We start from the raw sequence: 25,804 nt of genomic DNA, 5'->3' as shown, positions 1-25,804 counted from the left end.
TGACGTGGGTCGCCAATACTCCACCACCGACCCCCAAATATCACATTCAGTAATTATAAACCATATTTCTAGTAACCCAAACGCATTAATGCAGGTAGCTATGCGCGTATAAACCGCGATGCGCATGCACGCTCCGTGCTGAAGCCTCGGGCTTCATGAGCCCCGAATCCCCCAAAAAGCACGAACGCGCCTCGACCCCCGACGAGGCGTCTGACCGCGGATTGCTGGCACCGCTGCTACGGCGTGCCAAAGAAGCACCCCTTGTGTGGCGTCTCCGGGAGAGGGTTGCGCCGCACGTCGAAAAGCTCCCCGCATCAGTGCGACACGCTCCGCGGAAAAGGTCGGTGCAGGTTGGCGCTGGCATCGCCGCCGTCGGCATGGTGGGCCTGGTGATCGGCAGTCTGACCACCGGCCCCAGCGAAGCCAAGGTCGAGGAGGCCGCCATGGCGGTTCCGGAGCAGGCTCCGGCTCCTCAGGCAGCACCCCAGCAGATCACGCCATTCCAAGCCACCCCGCCGCAGGCCGAGCAGCCCGCGCCAGAGACGACCCCCGCGCCGGTGGACCCGACCACTTCTCCACCGGCGCCGGAGGCCCCGCTTGGCCCGCCGGTGGAGGGCATCGACGTATCGAACCACAACGGCGCCATCGACTGGGGCAAAGTCGCTGGCGACGGCAAGAAGTTCACCTTCGTCCTGGCCACCGACGGCACGAGCTTCAGCAACCCGCGCTACAGCGAGCAGTACCACGGCGCCAAGGACGCCGGTCTGATCGCGGGCGCCTACCACTTCGCGCGGCCGGACAAGTCTTCGGGCGATGCGCAGGCGAACCGCTTCCTCGACGTCGCCGACTACCAACGCGACGGCAAGACCCTGCCGCCGGTATTGGACCTGGAAGTGGATCCGAACAGCGGCGGCTGCTACGGCCTGTCGGTTGACGAGATGCACCAGTGGACCCAGGCATTCAACGACAAGGTCAAGGAGCGCACCGGCAAGGACCCGATCATCTACGCCAACCCGTCGTTCTGGAAGCAGTGCATGGGCAGCACAGACACCTTCGGCGACCACGCGCTGTGGCTGGCGTCCTACGGCGTGGACAGCCCCTCGGTCCCCAACGGCTTCGGCAACTGGGACTTCTGGCAGTACACGGACAAGGGCAAGGTGGCCGGCATCGGCGGCAACACCGACCTGAACAAGTATCAGGAGGGCATGGAGCGCCTCAAGCAACTGGCCAGCTGACCCAGTACCGACCGAAACTCGACGTGAACGGGCCGTCCGCGCAACCGCGGGCGGCCCGTTCCATATGCGTCTCCCGGAGCGTGGCACCAGCACGCGCCTTTCACCGGCGACGAGTCTCCCCAGCACCGATGGAACGGAGTGTGACCAATCAATTCCCGTGCGTACCTACGATTGGCCGTAGTAGACATCTGAGGATCTTTCGAGTAGCTTTCGCGATCGGGCCGCGGGGAGCCCTCGCTGACACACCGTGAGGTGGGATCCGCTCATCGCAAGCGCAAGATCCCGCCAGGACAGAGGAGACTTTCGCAACGTGGCTTCACACCGACTCAAACAGTCGATGAAGGCAGCGCTCGCGGCCTCCGCGATTGCCGTGATGGCCGGAACCATCGCGATCCCCGCTGGCGCGCAGCCCTCGGACCCCCTTGAGGAATACAAGAAACTCGGGGCGGAAGCGGCTAAAGCCGAGGAAGATCAGCGACGCAGAGATGGCCATGGATTCCAACGAATCCGAGCTGGCCAAGGCCAAAGCCTCGGTCGCGCAAGCTAAGACGGTCGAAGAGCAAGCCCGGAGCGAGCAAACGCGACTCCAGGGCGACGTCGACCGCCTCGCCGGTTCGGCCTACCGTGGAACTCGCGTGGACGAATTCACTGCTGGGCTGACCAGCAAGTCCCCGGATGATTTCCTCGACCAGGCCACTATGCTCGGCGCGTTGGCCACCGACAACAAGCAGGTGCTCGACGGATTCAAGGACGCGACTCAGCGCGCTCAACGCGCTCGTGAGCAAGCTCAAGAAGCCGAGACCCGCGCGCAACAGGCCACCGACGAAGCTGCTCGTCTCGTCGGTGAAGTCCGACAGCGCAAAAAGGATCTCGACAGCCAGATCAAGACCGTCCGTCAGGCTCTCAACGACCTCGACGATTCCGACCGGAAACGCTTGCAAGGTCCGGTCGACGATGGCGAGTACCTCGGGCCGCCCGGGGCAGCGAACGCGGCACTGCAGGCAGCGTTGTCCAAGCGCGGTTCTGAGTACGTGTGGGGCTCGAAGGGCCCGACCACGTTCGACTGCTCAGGACTGACCCAGTGGGCGTACAAGCAGGCCGGCATCTCCATCCCACCGAGCAGCCGCACCCAGTGGTCAGTTGGCCGGCCAGTGTCCAAGGACCAACTCCAGCCCGGCGACCTCGTCTTCTACGACGACGGCAGCGGCGATCCTTCGCAGATCCACCACGTGGGCATGTACGTCGGCGACGGCAAGATGGTTGACGCACCGACCGAAGGGCAGCTCGTAGACGTGCGCTCGATCAAGGGCGACGGCCACTACATCGGCGCGCGCCGGATCGTGGGGTGACCCGCCCCGCAGCATCCTTTTTCGATCCGCTTACCCATCAGACCGACAGCGCTGTCCTGATGGGTAAGCCCGGCACTGCTGGTCCCCGACGTCAAGATGGTGCGGTCCGGTCGAAGATGTCTGCATGACCATTATTGCCGGACGGCCTCCGGAGTCGGCGCAACAAGAATCCGGGCAGCTTGAGCATGCTCGGAGGCACGGCGCGAGAGTTGCGGCAGATGTCAGGTCCCCATGACGGGATGAGCGGCTGGAGAGCCTCCACTTCTGGCTGGCACCTCGTCCCCGCTGCCCCGGCAGGGCGTTGTGCCGCGGCGGCATGGACCGCACACGCGGGTATGTGTACCGGTGGAGGTGCCGCCTGCAGGCGTGGACCTCACCCCTGTACTACAAATGCAGTAGATAGCTAAGAAGCGCCCCTGGACCAGCGGCAAGAACATCTGCCAGGCACGGTCCGCGCGGAGTGCAGGCAAGCCTGCCTCATCGCACGGTGAGGCGCGATTCCATGCCTTGCTGTCGATGCCCGCCAACAGGGCACCACAGCTCATACGTCCCGGGCTGCAGCGTCACTGTGAGTTGCTGACTGCCACCTCCGCGCGGGATGACAGGCGTGGTCACTTCCGAGACGCCTGGCCCTTCGATAGACAGCGCGTGAGGCGCCTGGCCTCGCTGCTCCGCAATGAAGGTATACGTTCCGGGCGCCATCGGGTTTTGCGATAGATCAAGGGCGAAATCGCGGAGCCCGACGGTCGCGACACCCGGTTTCCCGGGAGCAGGCGGCCCAGCGGGAGCACCCGGCGTCGGCACAGGCGGCGCTTGGCCACCACCCGCACAACCGATCAGAACCGAGGCAAGCAGAGCCAGCAGGCCTCCACGGGCGGCAAGTTGCATCCAACGCATCGGTCGCCACCTAGATCAGGACGCGCAACAGGCGCGACACCAGTCGGAAGCGGGTTCACTTCCAGGCTACGACTTCGAGCGCGCAATGTCTGGACGACCACATCGCGCGCGACGAACTAGCAAACCGGTTCTCTGACGAGAGCGCCCTGCCGCCCCGTCGTGGCCCGCCCCGTCCATCACCACTACTCGGCAAGACAGCGAGTTGGCCGCGCAGATCGTGGGAGATGGCCAAGATCGCGCGGCTCTGAGCACAGCTCGGCGAGCAACGAAGGAGCGCAGTTCCGCCCCTCGCACCAGCCACGGATGGCCGACCCAACCCCTCTACCCCCACCAGCCCTCACGCGTGCTGTTCCGAGCGCCGGAAAGGCAGCTGACCTCAACCTCGCAGAGGTTGACTACAGTACCCCCCTAGGGTATTAATGGTGCATGTTGGCCGACGCAGCCGACAAGAGAGCGCGAAAGGACTGTCATCGTGATCGAGACGAACTACACCGTGGTCGGGATGACCTGTGAGCACTGCGTGCGGTCGGTGACCGAGGAAGTCAGCAAGATCGCCAGCGTCTCCGACGTGTCCGTGGACCTGTCCTCCGGTGCCGTAACCCTGCACAGCTCGGAGCCGGTGTCCGACGACGACGTGAGGGGAGCCGTCGAGGAAGCCGGCTACGAGCTCGCTTCCTGACGAGAACGGATCCCAGCGGATCCGGTAGCGAAAGGGTTGCAATGAACACAGCAGCGAAGCTCTGCGCCTACGGCGCGGTGCTCGCGGTCGCCTTCGGCGGCTCGTGGGCCGCCGGATCCGCTGTCGGCCCGTTAACGTCCAGCAGCGCCCAGGCGCACGCCGGACACCCCGACCAGGCGAACTCCGAGGCAAGGGACACCAACAGAGGCACCACCACAGGAACCCCGCAGGGCACTCCGGCAGGGCTGGCGTCAACCAGTGGCGGTTACACCCTCGCGCCCACCACGACACTGATCGCGCCGGGCAGCACCGACGAGTTCTCCTTCCGCATCACCGGCCCGGACGGGTTACCGGTCACCCGGTTCGACACTGAGCACGACAAGCAGATGCACCTCATCGTTGTGCGCCGGGACACGGCCGGATACCAGCACATCCACCCCGAGATGAACCCGGACGGCACCTGGCACGTCCCGCTGCGGTTCGCCGATGGCGGGACCTATCGGGTGTTCGCGGACTTCGCACCGACCGGCAGCGAGGCGCAGACACTCGGCGTGGACGTCTCAGCCCCGGGAACCTTCACACCGCTGGCTCCCCAGCCCTCCCGAATCGCTGAAGTCGATGGCTACCAGGTACGTCTGGACGGCGATTTGGTCGCGGGCACTTCGTCGCCGGTCACACTGACCGTGAGCAAGGACGGACGCCCGGTCAGCAACCTGCAGCCCTACCTGGCGGCCTACGGCCACCTCGTCGCACTACGGACCAGCGACCTGGCTTACCTGCATGTCCACCCCACGGGCACGCCGGGCGATGGGCGCACACCCGCCGGGCCGGGCATCGCCTTCCAGGCCGAAGTCCCCTCCGACGGCACCTACCGCCTGTTCCTGGACTTCCAGCACGAAGGCAAGGTCCGCACCGCCGAATTCACAGTTGCCGCACAGCAGGTCAGCGGCCGGCAGAGCCCTCCGCCCGCCGACGATGGCCACGGTGGCCACGGGTGAACAGGAGAACCTCGATGAGCACTGAAACACAGGGCCCCACGACGGAGATCGAGCTGGCCATCGGCGGCATGACCTGCGCCTCATGCGCCGCACGAGTCGAAAAACGCCTCGGCAAGCTCGATGGTGTCACTGCCACGGTCAACTACGCCACGGAGAAGGCCAAGATCACCTTTCCCGAGGGGATCGACCCGCAACAACTGGTCAAGCAGGTCGAAGCGGCTGGCTACACGGCCGAGCTGCCCGCTCCGCCCCAGGCAGCCGAAGAAGAGGGGGCCCCAGAAGCGGACCCGACGAAGTCCCTGCGGGACCGGTTGATCCTCTCCGTGGTGCTGTCGGTACCGGTGATCGTCTTGGCAATGGTGCCAGCTTTGCAGTTCACCTACTGGCAGTGGATCTCACTAACGCTCGCCGCGCCGGTCGTGGCGTGGGGTGCGTGGCCTTTCCACAAGGCCGCGTGGACCAACCTGCGTCACGGCGCGGCCACGATGGACACCCTGATCTCCATGGGGACCCTCGCCGCGTTCCTGTGGTCGCTCTACGCGCTGCTGCTGGGCAGCGCTGGCACACCGGGCATGACTCACGCGTTCGAGCTGACCATCCAGCGCATGAGCGGCGACGGCAACATCTACCTCGAAGTCGCCGCGGGGGTGACCACGTTCATCCTCGCCGGGCGCTACTTCGAGGCTCGTTCCAAGAGGCGCGCGGGCGCGGCGCTTCGGGCGCTGCTGGAGCTGGGCGCTAAGGACGTCGCCGTTATCCGCAACGGCCGGGAGGAGCGCATCTCGACCGACCAGCTCGCCGTTGGCGACCAGTTCGTCGTCCGCCCTGGCGAGAAGATCGCGACCGACGGAGTGGTCGAGGAAGGCACCTCCGCGGTGGACGCGAGCATGCTCACCGGCGAATCCGTACCCGTCGAGGTCGGCGTCGGTGACGCCGTCGTGGGCGCTACCGTCAACGCCGGCGGGCGACTGGTCGTCCGCGCGACCCGTATCGGGGCCGACACCCAGCTGGCGCAGATGGCCAAGATGGTCGAGGACGCCCAGAACGGAAAGGCTGCCGTCCAACGGCTGGCCGACCGCATCTCCGCCGTCTTCGTGCCGATCGTCATCGGGCTGGCGGTCGCAACCCTCGGGTTCTGGCTCGGCTCTGATGCCGGAGCCACCGCGGCGTTCACAGCTGCCGTGGCGGTGCTGATCATCGCCTGCCCGTGTGCACTGGGCTTGGCCACCCCGACCGCGCTGCTGGTCGGCACGGGCCGGGGCGCGCAGATGGGCATCCTGATCAAGGGCCCGGAGGTCCTGGAGTCCACCCGCCGCATCGACACCATCGTGCTGGACAAGACCGGCACCGTCACCAGCGGACAGATGTCGCTGGTGACCATCCACACCACCTCCGGAACGGACGAGGACGAGGCGCTGCGCCTGGCGGGCGCTGCCGAGCACGCCTCGGAGCACCCGATCGCCAAGGCGATCGCACAAGGCGCGGCCGACCGCGTCGGAAGGCTCCCCGCCGTTGAAGACTTCACCAATGTCGAAGGCTTGGGGGTTCAGGCCGTTCTCGACGGACACGCGGTGCTCGTCGGACGACCGGCCCTGCTTGATCAGTGGAGCCAGCCTCTGCCGGCAGACCTTGTTGAGGCGCAGGCCGGAGCGGAGAAGCGGGGTCGCACGGCGGTCGCGGTGGCATGGGACGGCGCTGCCCGCGCCGTCCTGGAGGTGGCCGACACCGTCAAACCCACCTCCGCCGAGGCGATCGCTGGGTTGCGCAAGCTCGGGCTCAAGCCCGTGCTGCTCACCGGCGACAACGAAGCCGTGGCGCAGACGGTGGCCGCCGAGGTCGGCATCGACGAGGTCATCGCCGAAGTCCTGCCACAGGACAAGGTCGACGTCGTCAAGCGCCTGCAATCCGAAGGCCGCGCGGTCGCCATGGCCGGTGACGGCGTCAACGACGCCGCCGCGCTCGCCCAGGCCGACCTCGGTCTGGCCATGGGCACCGGCACCGACGTGGCGATCGAGGCCAGCGACCTCACCCTGGTGCGCGGTGACCTGCGCGCAGCGGTCGACGCCATCCGACTCTCCCGCCGCACGCTGGGCACGATCAAGGGCAACCTGTTCTGGGCCTTCGCCTACAACGTGGCTGCCCTACCACTGGCAGCCGTCGGACTGCTCAACCCGATGATCGCGGGTGCAGCCATGGCGTTCAGCTCGGTGTTCGTCGTCGGCAACAGCCTGCGGCTGCGTCGCTTCCGCAGCACCATCACCTCCGAACCACTGCCCAACGCTGAAGGGACCAAACCCGCACTGGCAGCAACTCGCGGCTGAGCTCGACACTCGTCCGATGTGGTCGTGCACCTCGGTGCACGACCACATCTTTTGTCTAGAGAGACACACGGTTCCATGAGCTACGCGTCACGCCAAGGCCAGTAAAACCAGTCCGCACCTTCTCCAGTCGGCCGCACTGCGGCGGGCGACGCCCATCGCAAGCTGTGCGCCGAACTTGGAGTGCACCCGACCGCAAAGATCTGTGTCTCCGGGTGACTTCTTAACGGGGCACTTGCATCCCGGCAGTCCGGGCAAGACGACACCGAGCGAAAAGGTCCTCAGGCTCAGCACTGAACAGTTGTTCGGGCGTTCGACTTCGGGGGAAGGGGCTGGATTCAACGGCACAGCACGGCAGACTCCGGCGTGTGCCGTCCGACCAAAGCTCCGCGTGTACGGCGAAAACTCACGATCACGGTCTCCCTCGGTCGCTGCGGAAGGCCACGCCGACAAGGTAATCTCCGCCGACCCGAGTCGTCCACCGCTCGCCGATGTCCAGACCGTGGCGGGGCAGTTCAGCCAGGAATTCCCCAGTGGTGAACCGATCCTCGCTGGGTTGATCGAACAGCACCCGGTACGAGGTCCGCATCAGCGCAGTGGCGGTTACCTCGTCGAAGAAGAATCGCCCGCCCGGCTTGAGCACCCGGGCGGCTTCGGCCAGCGCGTCGCGCCAGTTCGGGATGTGGTGGATGATCGCGAAGTCGAACACCGCGTCGTAGGAAGCGTCCGCACCTCCGCCGAACGCATGGAATGCCGCGTCCAGGTTGGTGGCGCTGCCCTGCGCCAGTCGGACGCTGTCGCCGTACCGCCTCAACCGCCGCTCGGCACGGTTGATCATCGCCGGGTCCAGGTCGACCGCATCAACGCTGGCGGCACCGAACTTGTCGAGGATCAACGTGGTACCGAAACCGGGGCCGCAGCCGATCTCGACCGCTCTCGCCCCCGGTGTCCTCGCACCCAACGCAGTCAGCAGCCGCACCTCGTAGAAGCGCTGAAGCCACCGTCGGGGCGGAGAGTTCACCAGCGCTGTCTCCACGCGGTTCATCAACATCGTCGCGCCACCCGCTCTCGGCTGATCGTCATACACGGACACAAAGGTCATGACGAACTCTATGACAGATTATACCCAACAGGGGTATTGTAAAAAGTTCCTGCCTCTCAAGACTGTCGCAGTTCCGCGTTACCACTCCAAAGTTTCCCGACGCAGGGATTGCCTTTCGTCGACCTGTATTTATACCTTAGGGGGGTACTCTAAATCAGGAGGGACGTTCCGATGCGCATCAACATCGACTTCGACAGGTGCGAAGGACACGGAATGTGCGCGCTTGTTGCTCCATCGGTCTTCGAGATCGATGAGAACGGCAACACGCAGTTCGTCGCCGAACCGCCAGACTCCGAGCAGGAGAATGTCCTGGAAGCGGTTCGCGCTTGCCCGGCCGCCGCGATCAAGATCCTCGACGACGGCGGGGCCCGCCAATGAGCGACAAAGTGGTCGTGGTCGGCGGCGGGCTTGCGTGCGCCCGCCTGATCCAAGCCCTGCAAGCAGCGGGTTTCCGCGGACGGGTCATCGTGATCGGCGATGAGCAGCACCCGCCCTATGATCGCCCGCCCCTGTCGAAGGGGATGCTTGTCAACGATGTGGAACCGCCTTTTCCCCATTTGCTGGCGGAGTCGGACGCGAAGGCGGTCGATTGGACGCTGAGTTGCCCGGCTCGTTCACTCGACACAACCGACAAGCAGGTTGAGCTGGTGGACGGACGACTCGTCCGGTACGACACCGCGGTTCTGGCCACCGGGTGCCGGGCTCGCCCCCTACCGATTGCACCGCAGCTCAACACGCTCCGAACCGCTGACGACGCATTCCGGATCCGCCGTGCGCTGGTGTCCAAGCGAGGACGTCTCCTGCTCGTCGGCGCAGGCTTCATCGGCTCCGAACTCGCCGCAGCCGCGGTGCGGCGCGGCTGGGAGGTCGACGTCGTCGACACCACTCCCCTGCCCCTTCAAGCCGCGCTGGGCGAGCACGCAGCACGGTGGCTCTGGCAGCAACATCGCAGCAGAGGCGTGCGGACGCATTTCGGCACACAGGTCCAGGAACTGTTCGAATCCGACAACCGCCACCGCGCAGTCCTCAGTGACGGAACGGGGATTGCGGCAGACCTCGCGGTAGCAGGAATCGGCACGGTGCCCAATGTGGAATGGCTTCACGGCACCGGCCTGGACATCAGCGACGGCGTACTCGTGGATCAGTCGCTGCGAGCACTCAAACCAACTGGCGAATCGTTGGACGGCGTGCTCGCGATCGGCGACGTCGCACGAGCTCCAACACCTCCGCTCGGCGGTATCCCAATCCGCGTCGAGCACTGGAGCACCGCCGGAGCACACGCGAGAATCGCGGCTGCCACGATCCTCGAGAGACCGCACTCGCGCCGGAGTGCGCCGCCGACGTTCTGGACGGACTTCTACGACCACCGGATTCAGGTGGTCGGGAGCCCGACCAACGGAGAACCGGGGGATCCGGAAATGGGCGGAAAGGGCTTTGCCATCGACTTCCACGACAACCGCCGTTTGGTAGGCACGGTCTCGGTCAACTGGCCTGCCCGTTTGGTGCAAACACATCGCGAGCTCACCGTTGACCGTCAAAGTTGATCAATAGAGGACCGGCGATGCGAACACTCCTATGCCCGCGACAGGCATTTCAGTGGCGAACGGTGCACCTACGTCTGGAAGCAGCCGTGCATCTGTGCTGCCACCAACTGCTCCCGAACATCAACGCTGTGGCTAGCAGAAAAGGGCGAATCGGCAACGTGGCTGTCGACGTAACCGCATCCACATTGGCCGCATGCCGGCGCACGACGCAGAAGTAGCACTGCCGTGGTGGGGCGCATCTTGAGCGCCCCACCACTGGCATGCTGCTTCTATTCGGTTGACTCGCCGTTCACCCGCTCCGCGGCGACGAATCCCTGCCGCGAGTGGGAGCCGTCGCAGAACGGCTTCTTCTCCGAGAGCCCACAACGGCACAGCAACCGAGTACGGCCGGGCCCGAGCTCGTAGACGTTGTTCTCGTGGTCGACGACCTTGATGGGGCCCTTCACCTGGTACGGCCCATTGTCCACCGTCTTGATCACTACCGCCGGTTCGACCGAAGCGGCTTCGTCCATCGACACGCGCTAGTCCCCTTAGCTCGCGACCTCGTAACCCGCTTCGTTGACCGCGTTGCGAATGACCTCGGGGGAGACGGGCGACTCGCTGATGACCGTGAGCTCACCGTTGCTGATGTCCACATCGACATCGGTAACACCATCGACGGCCGTGACTGCGGTGGACACCTTGCTCATGCACCCGGAGCACGTCATCCCTTTGACGATGAAGGTGCTTTCACTCATTGAATCCCCTTCCATCGAACTAACGGTACCCCTGTAGGGTATTTTGATACTAGTCCAGAGGATCCACGAGCACAAACGTGCTGCGGGGCGAGCGCACGCCTGGAGGTAGAACTGGGTCCCGACGAGAAGGTTTCTCACCGGGACCTTCTTCGTGTGCGTCACCACGCACGTGGGCCTTCAAGCTTCGGGCGCACGGCAAGGTGCGAGCAAACACCGCCCAACCGGCAATCACCGCACGCCCGGGACATATCGTCAGGCCAAGGCCGCGAATCTAGACTTCTCGGCTGGTGCTAATGGGTGGCCTTGTGGCGTGTGAGGCGCCGAGAAGCAGGCAGCAGAGGCCCCGTGGCGTGCCAACCAAAATCCATCACCAACGCGGGCAGCTCTGACTCCCCGATCGGCATGCCACCAACCACGCGCGCCAGGCACGCGTCAGCCAGTGTGCCGTCAACTCGCCATACCGCTTTGCCGACCAAAGACTCAGGGGCAACCTCGGCACCTGTCACCACCTCGGCCAGTTTTCCGCCTGCAGCTCATGACCGCACGAGGCGGGCAATCGCATCGCTGGCCTCCTTGACCTTTGCGTCGGCAGCCTGGCCACCTTCGACCATCGCCTCGGCAACGCAGTGCTTGAGGTGCTCGTCCAGAAGCCCGATCGACACGGCCTGCAGTGCACGCGTCACAGCTGAGACCTGCGTGAGGATGTCGATGCAGTACTTGTCCTCCTCGACCATGCGCGCCAAACCGCGCACCTGGCCCTCGATGCGCCGCAGGCGCTTCTGATAGTTCTCCTTGTCCTGGGCGTAGCCGTGCATCGCCAACTCCCATCAGTCGCTGGATTCCTATAGTACCCCCTCCGGGTAACGTACCGCTGTTGACCGGGAAGAGATCCGCGAGAAATCCCATGATGCTGAATCCCTATGCCCAGCCTTGACTCAGCGGTGTTGTGACTTCCCGAAAGCACTGGCCGAAGGTTTGATCGTCTTTATGGTCGTCCAGACGACGATCTCCGCGTCGACCGTTTGCAGCCGCACCTCGAGCCGATCTCACCCACTTCGGGCGCGGCCATCAGCAGCACCCCCGCTCGGGACGGCTCCTTCGCCTTTAACGGGCACATCCTTGGCCGCGCACCCGCCCCTGGCCCCACGGACCGCGATTGGTGCTGCGCCGCCCGCCACAACACCGGCCGCATCAAGGTCGCCGACGGGCGTCTGCCGACGTGTCGGCAGACGCATCGAACCAACGAGCGGAATGCTCGCCTCCAGCTCGCACATCGGCATAGCGCAGGCCCAGCATGCGCAGGAGAGTTCGTCTGTAACTTCAATCACGGACCGGCAAGCAGGCTGGCTAACGAAGTACTAGTAGCCTTAGTAAGCAACGTCCGGGGAACGAATCATCATCACGCTCACCCCTGGAACTGGCAGCTGATCGAGCAGGAACCACATGTCACCCCAAAGACCTCTCGGGCCTACCACGGACCCACGACGCACACGGAGCCGGACCGTGGTGGCATCAGCCACCGCGTTGGTGCTCATCGCAGTGGTGGTTGCAGCGGTATGGATAAGCCGGAGCGGCCGCGAGAGCGGTGTCGATGACTCGAGCAGCCAGGCCATGACCCACGTGCACGGCCTCGGAGTGGACCCAGCCAACGGGGTGCTCTACGCGGCAACCCACAACGGGATGTTCCGCCTGCCCGACAACGGCAAGCCCGAGCGGGTCAGCGAGCTGCAACAGGACACGATGGGCTTCACCGTCGCCGGACCAGGCCAATTCCTCGGAAGCGGGCACCCGGATCCCAGCATCGCCGGCGCACCGGCGAACCTCGGCCTGATCGAGAGCACCGACGGTGGACGGACTTGGAATCCACTGTCCTTGTCCGGGCAGGTCGACTTCCACGGCCTTGAGGCCAAGCACGGTCAGGTCTTCGGCTACAGCAGCGCAACCGGGCTCATGGTGAGCCCCGACCGGACGTCCTGGGAGCGACGGGCATCGGTGCCGTTGGCCGACTTCACGGTGAGTCCGACTTCACCCGCAGAACTGCTCGCAACTACCGAGCAGGGCCCGATGCGCAGCACCGACGGCGGCCGAACCTTCGCCCTCATTCCCGGCGCACCGTTGCTCTACCTCCTCGATTGGTCGAAGCCCGACCAGCTCCACAGCGTCGATCCGCAGGGCCGCACCTACGTGAGTCCCGACGGCGGCGCAACATGGGAGCCGCGCGGACAGCTCCCCAGCGCACCGCAGGCCATGACGGTCGACGGCAACCGCTGGTACGTCGCGACCGAGAGCGCCGTGATGGTGTCGTCCGATGGCGGTCGCACCTTCCAGCTGCGCACGCCCCTCACCTGAGCGGTTGTCCACCACGACACCGGGACCACATTTCGATCGCGCAGATGAGCCCGTATCCTCGGTTCAGTCTGGGGAGGTGGCATGCAAGGTCTGGGTGAGCTCGAAGGCTCCGTCATGGACGTCCTGTGGCAGGCCGACGGTTCGATGTCGGTGCGCGAGGTTCTGACCCAACTCAACGGGACCCGCGACCTCGCGTACACGACCGTTATGACGGTGCTGGACAACCTGCACCGAAAAGGCTGGGTCGAACGCGAGATGCACAACCGCGCCTACCAGTACACGCCCAGTGAAAGCCGGGAAGAGGCTGCTGGACGCGCGGTTCGCGAGCTGCTGGACGCCAGCGGCAATCCGGAGGCGGTGCTGCTGCACTTCGCCAAGTCGGTGTCCGAAGACGAGTCGGCCGCTCTCCGGCGAGGCTTGCGCCGCCGGTCGAAGCGATGATCGTCGCTCTGGCGCTGCTGCTGGGCGTCGTCCTCGTCGCCAGCAGTGCTCCCGCTGTGCTCGATCGGATGATCAAACACAGGGTCGAGCCGCAGGTCGTACTCGTGACTTGGCTCGTGCTCGTCACTGCGACGTTTCTGACCGTGCTCGCGACGCTGTTGGTCGTTCTGCTGCCCACGCACGGCCCGAAACCAATCCTCGTCCAGCTCGTCCACCACTGCTGGACGGCTCTGCGGCACGGCGCCGTGCCGCAGCTGCACGAATTGACCGCGCTGGTGCTGCTGGTGCCGGTTTCGATCGTGGCCACGCTACTCGGCCGCGGCTTGCTGCGCTTCACGCGGCAGCAACGCCGCATGCACGAGCGCCACCTCGAACTGCTCTTGATCACCGCAGAAGCCGAGGCGGGCCGGTTCAGCACCATGTGGCTGCCGCATCCCAAACCGCTGGCCTACAGCGTCGCAGGAATCCCACCGTTCGTCGTCGCGACCCAGGGAGTACGGGATGAGCTCGGCGCGGCCGAAGCCGACGCCGTCATCGAGCACGAGCGAGCCCACTTGCGCGGACGCCACCACATGCTGGTCGGTCTGGCCGAAGCACTGGCGGAATCAGTCCCGTGGGTGCCGCTGACACGACACTCCCCTCGCCTTGTCCGCATGGCCGTGGAGCTGGCGGCAGACCGCGCCGCAGCACGAACGCACAGCCCAGCAGCGGTTCGGTCGGCATTGCGGATCATGGCCGACGAGAGCGGACACACCACCTCCCAGCTCGTTCTTGGCATGGCCGAGAGCTGCACCCAACTCCGCCTGCAGCACCTCGACAAGCTCAGGGCAAGCTCAAGCATCGTCAAACGACTCATCATGGCCGGATTTGCGACCTCGATCGCCGCCTCCTCGCCCTTGTTGGCCGGCATGGGCGTGCTCATGGCGATCGGAACAGTCTCCTGCCCGTTCCCTTTCGCAGGCTGACGCGACCTGCAGCCGAGAAGGCCTTCGCGGCCCTCGAACACCCGTGCGCTCGAGGGCCGCGTCTCTTCTCACGCCATGTAGGAAAGCGTCGTCATCATTCCGGCCTCGCCGTGGTAGATGTTGTGGCAGTGCACCATCCACTGGCCGGGGTTGTCAGCCTGGAAATCCACATCGACCGTCTGCATCGGCAGCACGATCGTCGTGTCCTTGCGAGCCCCTGAACCTCGCCCATCGACGAGCTGGAAGGTGTGGCCGTGCAGGTGCATCGGATGGAACATCATCGTCTTGTTGACGAACCGCAGCCGCACCCGCTCACCTTGCGCGGTCGGCAGCGGCTGGTGTTCCTCGAAGGCTTTGCCGTTGATCGTCCACCGGTAGGGGACGGACATGTCCATGCCGAGTTCGAGGACATGCGTGCGATCGGGCTGCTTCGGCGCCAACCGGACGGCCTCCACCGCCGACAACCCATCGACCATCAAGGCCTTGCCGTCGAACTCACGAGGGCGGACATCGGCAGGCGGAACCGAGCCTGAGCCCGTACGGACCAGTGCCATCGCTTGCCCCTCCTTGCCCTCGGCAGACGCCACGAGCGGGAACACGCCGTCGCCGAGCGTGACGAGCACGTCGTACCGCTCCCCCATGCTGATCAACAGGGAGTCGGCCTCCACCGGGTCCACAGGAAAGCCGTCGGTCTCGGTCACGGTCATGCGATGGCCGCCGAGCGCCACGCGGAAAGCGGTGTCCCCCGCGGCATTGATGATGCGCAGCCTAAGCCGCTGCCCCGGCTTGGCGTTGACGGTGGTCGGGGCCGTCGACACCCGTCCGTTGATGAGGTAGTGCGGGTAGTCCACGTCGCCGGCGTCAGACCCCAAGGGCGACGCCCCGCTCATGCCTTCCATACCGGACATCCCGGGCATGCTGCCGTGGTCCATACCACCCATGCCCGACATGCCACCGTGGTCCATACCGCCCATCGACATGCCCTGCCGTCGCAGCTCGTCGAGCTTCGCGTCGGGGCCAGCTGTCACACCGTCCAGCCAATCATCCAGCACGATGACCGCCTCGGCGTCGTAGCGACCCGGTTCATCCGGATCCTCGACGATCAGGGGGGCGTAGAGCCCGCGGTCCAACTGGACGCCGACGTGCGGGTGGAAGAAGTACGTTCCGGAGTGCGGGACCGCGAACTCGTAGTCGAACGTCGCACCAGGTCGAACCGGATCCTGAGTCAGTCCTGGCACGCCATCCATGTCGTTGCGCATCGCGATGCCGTGCCAGTGAATCGAGGTGTCCTGGGACAGCTCGTTGCCCAACCGCGCCCGGAGAACGTCCCCACGACGCACCCGGATTTCCGGCCCAGGGAGCTGATCGTTGAAGGTCCAGGTCTGCGCCTGGATCCCACCAAGATCCACGGTGCTCGCCTTGGCACGGAGATTGGCGTCGACCGTCCGGGCGTTAGCGGCCCGCCGCGTTCGCTCCAGCTCGGCAATCTGAGGCGATGCCGGACCAACGGGTACAGGTGACGCAGGCCCAGCTGCGCCGCACGCCTGCGCCACCCCCACTGCGGCCAGCCCAGCGCTCAACCCTAGGAACCCACGCCTGTTCATGACCCCTCGGTTGCGCCCCGACCCTGACGCTGGACGCTCATGGAAAGCCGCCGACATGTGCACCGTCCTCTCCAGATTTTTGTACTAGTTCTCATAGTACTGGAGAACCACGGTACCCCTTCCGGGTATGCAGAGTGTCACACGCCTATCGACAGTTCAGCGGCGGATAACGCGCGGTCCTATTGCGTCGCCTCCGGGCAAGCCGTCGCCAACCCGCCCAGCCGAGGCCGACCACGGACGCTATCGCCACCAGCCAATCCGGGGCCTCACCAAGCCGAGTGGCCAGCGTCAACGTCGATCTCAGGGGCACCTGCGAGACCAGCGTTTCCGCAGTGAACTGGCCAGTTTGCTGCGTGACACGGCCATCCGGCCGCACGATCGCACTGACTCCGCTATTGGCAGCGACGAGCACTGAGCGACCGTTTTCAACGGCACGCACCTGAGCCATGGCCAACTGCTGGTAGGTCATCTCGGTACGTCCGTACCAGGCGTTGTTCGACGGGACCGCGAGCAAAGTCGCCCCGGAGCGGGTGGCATCCCGCAGCACGTAGTCGTAGGCGACTTCGTAGCAGTTGGCGAGCCCCACTCGCGCGGGCCCCATCGGGAACACCCCGGGACCGCGGCCGGGAGCCATGTCACGGCTGTCGGCGAACGGGGTGACATAAGCGGCCAACTCGCGCAACGGCATGTATTCCCCGAACGGGACCAGCTGTTGTTTGACGTACTCGTCCGTCGAACCTCTGCGCGGATCCCAGCGGACGATCCGATTGCTGAGGACTCCCTCCCGGCTGACGGCCGTCCCCCCGGCTGCGACAGGCACACCGAGTTCGCGGGCCACTCCGGCCAGGCCAGGATCGTACCGTTCGGGCCCCCATGAGCTAGTGGACTCGGGGAGGATCACGAGATCCGGCCTGAGCACGCGGTTGTCCCGGACATCGGCAGCGAGCTGTTCAGCGCCGCGGAGGTGATTGGCATACAGGGCGTCGCTCTCGCCCAACAATCCGAGACCGATGTCCGGGGCGTTTCCCTGAACGACGGCGACACGAGCTACGCCTGCATTCGCATCCGACCTGATCAGCGGCATCACGGCAACGCCACAAACGGCAGGCAACACGACCGCCAGTGCCGGTCCACGCCATGCCGCGACCTTGGCGAATCCCACCTCGGACCACCGGATCACCAACAGACCCAGCCCAGTGCCGGTCACCGCTACCGCGAAGCCGACCAGCACGGCGCCACCCACGGACGCCAGCGGGAGGAAGACGCCCGTGGGCTGACTGAAGGCGATCTTAGCCCAGGGGAAGCCGCCGAAGGGCACCCTGGAGCGGGCCAATTCTGCGCAGACCAGGATCAACGCCGTCCACACGGCGAAGCCCGGCAGACGGCTGACGAAGCTCGAAGCCGCCCCGGCTGCAGCGAAGAAAAGACTCTCCAACGCAACAAGGCCCAGCCAAGGCCAAGGCCCGAACCCTGTTCCAAGGAACGCATAGACCCACGCCAACAACGGCAGCAGAAACGCCAAGCCGAACAAGAACCCGTAACCGAAACCGGCCCGCGCCCTTCTCCCGTGCAAGACCGAAGCCCACCCGGCGAAGCTCAGCGGAGCCAGCCACCAGAGGTCTCGCGGCGGGAAGCTGGCGTACAGAACAACGCCGGCGGCGAGCACCACCACAACCCTCAGCACGACAGGCACGACCGCTTTCACATCTCCCCGCCTTGTCGACATCGAGAAATCGGTATGCCCCTCCGGCCTTCCACCGTCGCCACACCACCACCGTCTGCTGCTAACCAGGGCGACCATCAACACGTCGCGACACTCTACTATTCTTCATAGTGGCTGTTGTCAAGTTCCGGATGTTGGCGCACTGGGCCGGTATCCGTTGGGCGGCGCAGCAGGGGCTGCGGATGGTCGACTGGGGGAATCAGCGGACTCGACCAGCCCGGTCTGCAGCGGTTCAAACGCAAGTACTCCACGCACGAGTCGCGGGTCGCGGCGCTGCGCTCCCGAGGGGAGGCCTCGCCCGCGGAGATCGAGGTCGGGTCGACCCTGAACGCGATCACGCTGCTGCTCACCGAGGACTCCGTCCCGGAGGAGGTCACGGCGCGAGCCGGGGCCGTGCTGTACCACTACTTCTGCTAGGAGTGTCACATGTCGCGCGATCACCGACCCGGTCCTGGCCGGGCTTTGTCGCCGGCAGGGTTGTCCGCATCAGAAACGGTGGTTTCCCTCGTCGCGCAGGCCTGGCCGAGAACTCTCGTCCACCTCGACCATCCGGTAGTCACCGCGGAATCGGTTGTCGACGACCGTCGCGGAAGTCGAACCGTCCGCGAGGTACACCCCGCGGGCCAGGACCGGGCCCGAGATCTCGTTGTCCCGCACCGTGATCTCGGGGAACCATCGGACGAGAACGGCCTGCGCCCCCCCGACGGCACAGGTGTTGCCGACGAACCGCAGCGAGCGGGAGCGGCCGACAGCGCCGTCCTGCCCGGACTCCTCAGCCGTGGCGATCAGGCATTGCTGATCGACGTTGTGGCAGGTGTTCGCGGAGATCTCCACATCGCTCGTGGGCGGACTGCCGTTGTCGTAGGTCTGGAAACAGTCGGTGTGCGGCGGATCGGGGTAACCGTCGTCGGAGATGTCGTGAACCTTGTTGGCGCTGATCCGATGTCCGGTGCCGAAGAACCGGATCCCGTCGGCATCGTTCGACTCGCGCATGACCGAACGGCTCACGTCATTGGTCAGCACGGAGATCCGGTCGCCCTCGATCCTGATCCCGGTGCCGTCCGTCTCGCGCACGACGTTGTCCGTGATGTCCGTGTGGGTGCACTGGCAGCTGATGCCGTCGTCGCGCGCACGCAGCACTTCGTTTCCCCGGGCGGTGAGGCCCGTCCCGTCGAGCGTCAGGCCGTCGCCGTCGACGGTGGTGAAGCCGTCAACGATCACGTGGTCGGCCTCCACCGAGACCGCGCCGACGGTGGTATCCCGACCGACCAGCACGATCGGTTGCTGCGGAGTGCCCGACGCCGTCGCCTTCAAATCGGCGCCGTGGAATCGATCGCCCGCGAAGCACAGAGTCTGACCGGGCGCGGCCTGAGCGAGCAGAGCGCTGGCCTGCTCCGGATCGGTCGCGGTGTGCGTGCAGGTGATGGGGGGCAGGGCTCGCGGAGGCTGGGCAACCGCGGCCGGAGCTCGTTCCGGCCGGGACGGCCCCTCGGGTCCGCCCCCACTGCCGGTGCACGCGCCCGCGAGCAGCACCACCGTCGTCCCCACGACCGCGATCAACATCTTGACGCTCATGGTTTCCCTCCCCATCTGAAACCCGAGCAGTTGTTTTCCGAGATTAGAGCCTGGCCCCGATTCATGCAGCGACGACGGGGCGGCCCGACGTGCTCGGAGCTCGGCCGATCGCGCGCACCGCTCAGTGGTTCTTCGGCCCGCACGCGCCCTGCGTAAGAGCATCCAGGAGCTCGTGTGCGAACTCAGCGGGGTAGGCCAAGTAACCGACGTGACCGCCGGGTAGTTCGATGACGTCGAGACCCAGCTTGCTCCCCAGTACGACGTTGACTTCACGGGACGGGTAACCACGCGCTTCCCGTCCGGCCGCCAGCATGATCCGCTCGGCGCGTGAGGCGAGCGTGTCCAGGTCGAGGTCGACTTTGGGGTATTGACGCAGTTCGTGCTCGAACCAGTAGCTCGCGTTGGCTTCGTTCTTCGGGGCACGGGCCATGACCTGCCGGTCCGCGTCCGGGAAGGCGTGCTGACGGAACCTTCTCATGGCCGGCTCGATGCCTGCTTCGCGGTAGAGGTCGTAGACCTCGTGGAAGAAGGCCACCCACTGCTGCCCGTCGGGCAGTTGCAGCACGGCCGCCGGCTCGAAGGGAACTAGCGTGTGCACCACCTCGGGGTGGCGGGTCAGTAGGTCCAGGGCGACGACCCCTCCGGAGCTGGCTCCGAACACGACCGCGGGTACGTCACCGACGTGCTCGATCAGGCGCCGCGCGTCGTCGGCGTCGGTCTGCAGACGGCGGGAGTAGTCCTGCGGACCGTCGAGCTGGCTTCGGGAAAAGCCACGCCTGTCGTAGAGGACGACGGTGTAATGCGCCGCCAAATGCTCGGCCGCCCTGCGGAAACCCTCAGTCACGCCGTTGGCCCCGGGAATCATGAGCATGGTCCTGCCATCGCCGTGGACCTCGTAGTAGAGACGGGCCCCGGGCACACCTAGGACAGTCATGGACGCTCATCGCTCCGCACGCTCCCGGCCGCGGACGAGATCGCGGCTGCTTCGGAGGTTGACCGCCTCAGTTTCCAGCGGGTGTGGACGGCTTTGCCCTGACGAAAGGCGAAGCGACCCAGAACGAGGTGGCCAGCCACAAAAACAGCCTTGATCAGGATGATCGCCACGATGGCGTTGCTGGTCCAGCCCGCCCACGCCGCGGCAGAGACTGCGGGTCCGAAGAGCCCCAGGTGCACGGCGATGACCAACGCACCACCTACCACCAGGGCGAGCGTGCCGAGTCGGCCGCACCATCGGTTCTTTCCGGCTGTCGAGTCAGGTGCAGATGCCGCGCCGGGGGCTTCCTCTCCGGACGGGGTTGTGGACGTCGGCAGTCGTTGCCAGGTCACCACCAGCTGGTTGCGCCGGCCGATCTTCTCCAAGCGGGCGCCGATGCCGTCCTGGAGTCGCCGCAGGATGGCCTCATCGGCTGCTTGAACGCGAAGCGTCAGGATGCCCTCGGCGGCCTCCAGGGTGCAGCGGCCCTCCGCAAAGCGAACGCTCCCATAGGTGTCGGAGTAGTCCACGTGGTCCACGCCGGGGGGCATCAGACCACCGCCGTGATGGGTAGGCGGCTGATGCCGCATCCGGCGCATGTGGTCGATGTGCCGGCACAACTGAACGAGATAGCGGCTCGCGCGGTCAGTCGGGACACGGGCTTCTGCGATGAGCATGGCATTCCTTTCCTGATCTGCGGCGCAGGTACTCAAGGCCGTGCGCCTAGCAAATGGTCAGATCCTGATGCCGACGACCCGAGCGCGTGTACCGGCCCCCGGGCCGGAACCCGCGGTCGAAACGACGCCCGAAGTGCAGTGCAGATCCGTGGCCGACTGCTCGGCGTTCGACACCGCCCGGACCGTCGCGACACCCCAATCTGATCGATACAAACTGTCTCCCTCCGGACAGAGTGTCACGCCGGGGGCGACACGCATACTCCGGAGATGACCATGCTGTCCACGAGCAACGGCACCTTCACGCCATGGTCCGTGACTTGATCAGCGAGGTGGCCCGGGCCAGGCAGATCCGCAGCGACATCGCGCCCGAAGAAACTGATCCGCTACCGCCTGCACGCCCTCACCGCCGCCGGTGACCTACCCTCGTCCGCAGCGGTCCACCGCCTCGTCCAAATCACCTTGGCGGGGCTACGCCCTCCCTCCTGACGCGCGCTCCCTCAACTGTCCCCGCCCAACATCAAGCAATCGCGAGCACAGCCACATCCGCAACGAAAACCATCGCACAGGCCGCCATGGTCACTACGCGCCCTTTCTTGGTCCGCGACTCACTGCGGAGCGGGAACAGCAGCTGCCTGCCGAAGGTGTAGATCGCGATCGCTCCGACGAACACCGCGCCACGGACAGTGGGATGGCCCTGCAGCACCACGTACAAGGCCACGAGCCCGATCAGCAGGGCCATCGCAGCCTCTACGAGCTGGACGGGGAAGCGTCGAATCGCAATACGCCGATCAGAAGACCACAGTCCCCACTTCGAACTGGTCGGACGACCGGCGCAGCAGCCGGTGAGGAAGCAGCCTGGACGGCCGATCGCCATCCCGAGGAAGACCCCTGGCGCGGTCGCGTCCAACAAGGTTCCGACCGGGAGCTGAAAGATCGCTGCACCGAGCAGCACGACGGCGAAGGCCCCGACCAAGAAACCTTGAATGCAGGCCCCGGCCGTCATGAAGTGGCGTGGGTGCTTCCGGTGCAGGCCGAGCCACCAGCCCTTGGCGCCGGCGACACCGACGACGCATGCGAACAGCGAGAGCGCGACGGCGCTCAGAACGCTGACGTTCTCACGGGCCAACAGCAGCGTCTGTAGCGCGATGGCGACAATCGCGCCGACGCCAACCAGGGTGGGCCAGCTCGGGAGTCGTACGCCGGGGCCTTGCACCAATGGTGCGTAGCGTGTTCGTGCCGTCACGGTGCGGTGCGAGAGGAGCTTGACGTCGGGCGCGTATGGATCGTCTGCCCCGTCCTGCTTGATGGGGGTCGCGGTCACTCGCCATTGACCTGCGTTGAGTCCGGACACCCTCGTCGTGACCGCGACCGGCCCTCGAGCCGCGGCGATCCCGTGGAACTGCTCGATCTTCTCGAAACGATCACGCGGCTGTCGTGAGCCCTTGATCCCGATGCGGGTGCCGGCGAACCGAATCGTCAGCGTGTAGGGCTTGGGCGAGGGCACCGGGTCGACCCAGTAGGTCACGGCCACAGCCTGCGGTTCGACCTCGGCAATCGCCGAAGCGCAGCCGCCGGCGCCCGACTGCGCCGGTTCAGCCGCACCATGCGTCACTTGCGACTGCTCTCTCGCCTCACGCTCGGGTGTGACCTCGGACCGCACCGTCGTCTCCGCTGATGCCCTCGTGACCGGTGTCGACCCCTGCACGGCGCGACCTGCCAGCGCTGGCGGGATCCCACTCGCCTGGTGCGGCTGCTGACTCGGGCCAGACGAACGAACGCTGGCCGTCCTCTTTCGCGGTTTCTTGCCCACGACCGGTCCTTCCCGGCAGAGCTACATCCGAGTTAGCCGGATTCAGGACGCTCCTGTCACCCAACAGCTCTGCCTACCGCCACCCTACTATTACACCTAGTAGGGTGGCGGTGTGGCAGTGCGCGATCGACGAAACGCCAACGAGGTGGCGCCGATAGCTCATTGGTTCGAGAGGAGCTTCGCCAGCACGCGCTCGAACTCGTCGAGTTCTTGAGTCGTGTTGTAGTAGTGCACCGACGCCCGCACCACCGCGTCGAGCCCGCGAGTCTCCATGTCGAGCCGTGTCGAGGGCGCGCGCGAGACACTGACGTTGATCCCGTCGTTGCTGAGGCTTTCCTTCACCTCCATCGGCGCAACCCCATCGGCGGTGAAGGCCACGATCCCGCACCGGTCTGCGCCGTGATCACGAATCTCAACCCCGGCGAAGCCCGACAGCCGTGCTCTGAGTTCGTTCGCCAGCGCGTTGACCCGGGATTGGATGGCGGCCAGGCCCCACTCCAGCGCATAGTCGATCGCCGCTCCCAGACCGACCTTCGCTGCGTAGTTGCACTCCCAGGTCTCGAATCGACGAGCGCCCGGGGCCAGTTCGTAGGTGTCCGACGATGTCCAGGTTGCGGCGCGCAAGTCCAGCATGGGCGGCGTCAGTTCTTCGAGAACCTTCCGCCGGACGTAGAGCAAGCCGGTTCCCCTCGGGCCACGCAGGTACTTGCGGCCAGTGATCGAGAGCATGTCGCAACCGATCACGTCAACATCGAGCGGGATCTGACCTGCGGATTGGCAGGCGTCGAGCAGGTAGAGCACACCAGCCTCACGGGCGACCCGACCCACTTCGACTGCGGGGTTGACCAGGCCGCAGTTCGTCGGCACGTGGGTCAGAGAGATCAGCCGCACCCGGTCGTCCATCATGTTCTCCAGCGCTTCAACGGAAAGCTGCCCGGTTTCATCGTTGGGCACGACATCAACGGTGAGATCGAACCGCTGCGCGAGTTGGAGGTAGCTGATGAAGTTGCTCGCGTATTCCGCGGTACTGGTCAGGATTCGATCGCCGCGCTGGAACGGGATCGAGTAGAAGGCCATGTCCCAAGCCCTCGTTGCGCTGTCCACGACGGCGATCTCGTCTGTCGCGCAACCCAACAAGGAGGCCGCAGAGGTGTAGACGCCATCGATCGCGCGTGCCGATGCCGCAGCAGCCTCGTAGCCACCGATGTTCGCCTCTTGGTGCAGATATTCCACCGTCGCATCCAGCACCGGGGAAGGCATCAAGGATGCTCCGGCGTTGTTCAGGTGGATGACGTTGGTGCAGCCCGGCGTGTCCCGCCGCGCACGTGTCACGTCGAAGGACTCGCTGGTCATACGTGCTCCTGTTCAGCTGACCGGGGCTTGGGCAGAGGTTCTGTCCAAGGCTCGGAATGTTCGAGTAGCCGAAGGAACGATCGGGTCCTGGGGTTGCTGGGATTTGTGAAGAACACGCTCGGCTCGGCCTCTTCCAGCATGACACCGCCTTCCATCAGCACCACGCGATCCGCCAGGCCGCGGGCGAACTGCGTCTCATGCGTCACGACCACCATCGTGAGGCCGTCATCAGCGAGCTCACGCATCACCTCCAGGACCTCCGAGCGCAGTTCGGGATCCAGCGCCGAGGTGGGCTCGTCGAACAACACGACCTCAGGCTCCATGGCGAGTGAGCGAGCGATGGCGACGCGCTGCTTCTGCCCGCCCGACAGACGCGAAGGATAGGCGTCGCGTTTGTCAGCGAGCCCGACACGATCCAACAGCTTCTCACCGAGCTCAACAGCTTGTGCTTTCGACAGGCCGCGCACGTAGCGAGCACCCTCGATCACATTGGCCAGCGCTGACATGTGCGGGAACAAGTTGAAGTGCTGGAAGACCATGGCCGTGTGGCGCCTGGCCTGCATCACCAGCCGATTCCGCTGACGTTTCTGCGCCGCCTTGGCTCCGCATTCGACGGAACATCCGCAGATCTCCACCCGACCGCTGTCCGGTTCCTCTAGGAGGTTCATACACCTCAGCAGCGTGGTCTTACCCGAGCCGGATGGGCCCATGAGCACCACGACCTCGCCACGGGAGACCGACATGTCGATGCCCTTGAGGACTTCCAACTCGCCAAAACACTTGCGTAACTCATGTACTCGGATTGGCGACTCATTCATGATCAGTATGCCCTTCCCAGCCGTCGTTCCAGAGCTCCCTGGCCCACGGAGAGCACATTGTTGATCAGCCAGTAGACCGCGCCGGCGAGAAAGAACGCCTCCATGTAACGGAACGTGGAGCTTCCGACGCTCTCGGCAACCCGTGTGAGCTCCACGACGGTGACCACTGACGCAAGCGAAGTGTCCTTCATCAGCGCGATGAACCGCCCTCCCACCGCGGGGGTGGCGATGCGTGCCGCCTGCGGCGCCACCACCCGCCGGAAGGTCCGCCAGTACGGCAGTCCCATCGACGAGGCAGCCTCCCATTGCCCCTTGTCCACTCCCAGGATCCCGCCGCGGAAGTTTTCACTCAGATAAGCCGCCGCGAACAGGGTCAGGGCCAGGATGGACGAGGGGATCGGCGATATCTGCACGCCGATCTGCGGAAGTCCGAAGTAGAGAATCATGATCTGGATGAGCAGTGGCGTCCCCCGGAACACGGAGACGTACGCGATAGCCACCGCGCGCAGCAACCTGAATCGCGACAGCCGGGCAAGCGCGATCAGCGCTCCCAAGATGCTGCCGAGCACAAAGGACGCCACACCGAGAAAGAGAGTAATTCCCAAGCCTTGCAACAGAAGCGGAATGGAGTTGGAGATCAAGTCCACGATCTCCTCC

General features: G+C 65.4%; 25 protein-coding genes. 11 read left to right on the top strand and 14 right to left on the bottom strand.

Annotated features, from left to right (window positions below; genetic code table 11):
* Positions 1 to 344 precede the first annotated feature (344 nt).
* Complete coding sequence (locus REH65_RS33100) at positions 345 to 1,235, top strand: GH25 family lysozyme (RefSeq protein ID WP_406690656.1); 891 nt, start codon at positions 345 to 347, stop codon at positions 1,233 to 1,235.
* A 316-nt stretch (positions 1,236 to 1,551) separates the two neighbouring features.
* Here the strand turns inward: REH65_RS33100 and REH65_RS33095 are convergent, their stop codons facing one another.
* Positions 1,552 to 1,728, bottom strand: a complete 177-nt coding sequence (locus REH65_RS33095; RefSeq protein ID WP_406690655.1) for a hypothetical protein — start codon at positions 1,726 to 1,728, stop codon at positions 1,552 to 1,554.
* Between REH65_RS33095 and REH65_RS33090 the strand changes: the two genes are divergently transcribed.
* The 4 genes from REH65_RS33090 (at position 1,727) to REH65_RS33075 (ending at position 7,479) form a co-directional block, all read left to right on the top strand.
* Positions 1,727 to 2,584: an NlpC/P60 family protein gene (locus REH65_RS33090; protein WP_406690654.1), complete on the top strand. Its 858-nt coding sequence runs from the start codon at positions 1,727 to 1,729 to the stop codon at positions 2,582 to 2,584. The two genes, REH65_RS33095 and REH65_RS33090, sit on opposite strands and share 2 nt — an antisense overlap.
* Before the next feature lie 1,369 nt (positions 2,585 to 3,953).
* A complete protein-coding gene (locus REH65_RS33085; RefSeq protein WP_406690653.1) occupies positions 3,954 to 4,160 on the top strand; it encodes a heavy-metal-associated domain-containing protein in 207 nt (68 codons plus the stop codon).
* 41 nt (positions 4,161 to 4,201) lie between these two features.
* On the top strand, positions 4,202 to 5,158 hold the full coding sequence (locus REH65_RS33080) for a hypothetical protein (protein WP_406690652.1): 957 nt from the start codon (positions 4,202 to 4,204) through the stop codon (positions 5,156 to 5,158).
* Between the two features lie 14 nt (positions 5,159 to 5,172).
* The gene (locus REH65_RS33075; RefSeq protein ID WP_406690651.1) at positions 5,173 to 7,479 is read left to right on the top strand and encodes a heavy metal translocating P-type ATPase; all 2,307 of its coding nucleotides are present in this window, start codon (positions 5,173 to 5,175) and stop codon (positions 7,477 to 7,479) included.
* 409 nt (positions 7,480 to 7,888) lie between these two features.
* Here the strand turns inward: REH65_RS33075 and REH65_RS33070 are convergent, their stop codons facing one another.
* Positions 7,889 to 8,563 carry a class I SAM-dependent methyltransferase gene (locus REH65_RS33070; protein ID WP_406690650.1) on the bottom strand — a complete coding sequence of 225 codons (675 nt, stop codon included), beginning with the start codon at positions 8,561 to 8,563 and terminating at the stop codon, positions 7,889 to 7,891.
* Positions 8,564 to 8,749: 186 nt separating this feature from the next.
* Between REH65_RS33070 and REH65_RS33065 the strand changes: the two genes are divergently transcribed.
* Positions 8,750 to 8,956, top strand: coding sequence for a ferredoxin (locus REH65_RS33065; protein ID WP_406690649.1), 207 nt, complete (start codon positions 8,750 to 8,752; stop codon positions 8,954 to 8,956).
* Complete coding sequence (locus REH65_RS33060; protein ID WP_406690648.1) at positions 8,953 to 10,122, top strand: NAD(P)/FAD-dependent oxidoreductase; 1,170 nt, start codon at positions 8,953 to 8,955, stop codon at positions 10,120 to 10,122. Before REH65_RS33065 ends, REH65_RS33060 begins: the two co-directional genes overlap by 4 nt.
* Before the next feature lie 269 nt (positions 10,123 to 10,391).
* On the opposite strand, the gene REH65_RS33055 is transcribed toward REH65_RS33060, so the two are convergent.
* The 3 genes from REH65_RS33055 to REH65_RS33045 form a co-directional block, all read right to left on the bottom strand.
* Positions 10,392 to 10,634 carry a CDGSH iron-sulfur domain-containing protein gene (locus REH65_RS33055; RefSeq protein ID WP_406690647.1) on the bottom strand — a complete coding sequence of 81 codons (243 nt, stop codon included), beginning with the start codon at positions 10,632 to 10,634 and terminating at the stop codon, positions 10,392 to 10,394.
* A gap of 18 nt (positions 10,635 to 10,652) precedes the next feature.
* Positions 10,653 to 10,859 (bottom strand): heavy-metal-associated domain-containing protein, encoded by a 207-nt coding sequence (locus REH65_RS33050; RefSeq protein ID WP_406690646.1) that lies wholly within the window; start codon positions 10,857 to 10,859, stop codon positions 10,653 to 10,655.
* Between the two features lie 533 nt (positions 10,860 to 11,392).
* Positions 11,393 to 11,674: a metal-sensitive transcriptional regulator gene (locus REH65_RS33045; RefSeq protein ID WP_406690645.1), complete on the bottom strand. Its 282-nt coding sequence runs from the start codon at positions 11,672 to 11,674 to the stop codon at positions 11,393 to 11,395.
* A gap of 712 nt (positions 11,675 to 12,386) precedes the next feature.
* Here REH65_RS33045 and REH65_RS33040 point away from each other — a divergent pair.
* The 3 genes from REH65_RS33040 to REH65_RS33030 all read left to right on the top strand — a co-directional run bounded on the left by REH65_RS33040 (position 12,387) and on the right by REH65_RS33030 (position 14,614).
* A complete protein-coding gene (locus REH65_RS33040) occupies positions 12,387 to 13,208 on the top strand; it encodes a F510_1955 family glycosylhydrolase (protein WP_406690644.1) in 822 nt (273 codons plus the stop codon).
* Positions 13,209 to 13,289: 81 nt separating this feature from the next.
* Positions 13,290 to 13,649, top strand: a complete 360-nt coding sequence (locus REH65_RS33035; RefSeq protein ID WP_406690643.1) for a BlaI/MecI/CopY family transcriptional regulator — start codon at positions 13,290 to 13,292, stop codon at positions 13,647 to 13,649.
* Positions 13,646 to 14,614, top strand: a complete 969-nt coding sequence (locus REH65_RS33030) for a M56 family metallopeptidase (protein ID WP_406690642.1) — start codon at positions 13,646 to 13,648, stop codon at positions 14,612 to 14,614. The genes REH65_RS33035 and REH65_RS33030 overlap by 4 nt, the downstream gene beginning before the upstream one ends.
* Before the next feature lie 68 nt (positions 14,615 to 14,682).
* Here REH65_RS33030 and REH65_RS33025 read toward each other — a convergent pair whose 3' ends face one another.
* Both REH65_RS33025 and lnt read right to left on the bottom strand, forming a co-directional pair.
* The gene (locus tag REH65_RS33025) at positions 14,683 to 16,023 is read right to left on the bottom strand and encodes a multicopper oxidase family protein (protein WP_406690641.1); all 1,341 of its coding nucleotides are present in this window, start codon (positions 16,021 to 16,023) and stop codon (positions 14,683 to 14,685) included.
* Between the two features lie 340 nt (positions 16,024 to 16,363).
* Complete coding sequence (gene lnt, locus REH65_RS33020) at positions 16,364 to 18,019, bottom strand: apolipoprotein N-acyltransferase (RefSeq protein ID WP_406693287.1); 1,656 nt, start codon at positions 18,017 to 18,019, stop codon at positions 16,364 to 16,366.
* A 39-nt stretch (positions 18,020 to 18,058) separates the two neighbouring features.
* On the opposite strand from lnt, the gene REH65_RS33015 reads away from it, so the two are divergent.
* Positions 18,059 to 18,358 carry a hypothetical protein gene (locus tag REH65_RS33015; protein WP_406690640.1) on the top strand — a complete coding sequence of 100 codons (300 nt, stop codon included), beginning with the start codon at positions 18,059 to 18,061 and terminating at the stop codon, positions 18,356 to 18,358.
* Positions 18,359 to 18,427: 69 nt separating this feature from the next.
* Here the strand turns inward: REH65_RS33015 and REH65_RS33010 are convergent, their stop codons facing one another.
* The 7 genes from REH65_RS33010 to REH65_RS32980 all read right to left on the bottom strand — a co-directional run bounded on the left by REH65_RS33010 (position 18,428) and on the right by REH65_RS32980 (position 25,794).
* The gene (locus REH65_RS33010; protein ID WP_406690639.1) at positions 18,428 to 19,477 is read right to left on the bottom strand and encodes a right-handed parallel beta-helix repeat-containing protein; all 1,050 of its coding nucleotides are present in this window, start codon (positions 19,475 to 19,477) and stop codon (positions 18,428 to 18,430) included.
* Positions 19,478 to 19,637: 160 nt separating this feature from the next.
* Positions 19,638 to 20,450, bottom strand: a complete 813-nt coding sequence (locus tag REH65_RS33005; RefSeq protein WP_406690638.1) for an alpha/beta fold hydrolase — start codon at positions 20,448 to 20,450, stop codon at positions 19,638 to 19,640.
* Positions 20,447 to 21,166, bottom strand: a complete 720-nt coding sequence (locus REH65_RS33000) for a DUF2218 domain-containing protein (RefSeq protein WP_406690637.1) — start codon at positions 21,164 to 21,166, stop codon at positions 20,447 to 20,449. The genes REH65_RS33005 and REH65_RS33000 overlap by 4 nt, the downstream gene beginning before the upstream one ends.
* Positions 21,167 to 21,683: 517 nt before the next feature.
* Positions 21,684 to 22,826 carry a prolipoprotein diacylglyceryl transferase gene (locus REH65_RS32995; protein WP_406690636.1) on the bottom strand — a complete coding sequence of 381 codons (1,143 nt, stop codon included), beginning with the start codon at positions 22,824 to 22,826 and terminating at the stop codon, positions 21,684 to 21,686.
* 309 nt (positions 22,827 to 23,135) lie between these two features.
* Entirely contained in the window at positions 23,136 to 24,329 is a 1,194-nt protein-coding gene (locus REH65_RS32990) for an aminotransferase class V-fold PLP-dependent enzyme (protein ID WP_406690635.1), read from the bottom strand.
* On the bottom strand, positions 24,326 to 25,147 hold the full coding sequence (locus REH65_RS32985) for an amino acid ABC transporter ATP-binding protein (protein ID WP_406690634.1): 822 nt from the start codon (positions 25,145 to 25,147) through the stop codon (positions 24,326 to 24,328). Before REH65_RS32985 ends, REH65_RS32990 begins: the two co-directional genes overlap by 4 nt.
* A gap of 2 nt (positions 25,148 to 25,149) precedes the next feature.
* Positions 25,150 to 25,794: an amino acid ABC transporter permease gene (locus REH65_RS32980; protein ID WP_406690633.1), complete on the bottom strand. Its 645-nt coding sequence runs from the start codon at positions 25,792 to 25,794 to the stop codon at positions 25,150 to 25,152.
* Positions 25,795 to 25,804 lie beyond the last annotated feature (10 nt).

The organism is Saccharopolyspora sp. ID03-671 (assembly GCF_045278815.1).
Taxonomy (GTDB): domain Bacteria; phylum Actinomycetota; class Actinomycetes; order Mycobacteriales; family Pseudonocardiaceae; genus Saccharopolyspora; species Saccharopolyspora ipomoeae.
Note: the sequence above shows the minus strand (reverse complement) of the source record. Positions and strands in the feature narration are given on the sequence as shown.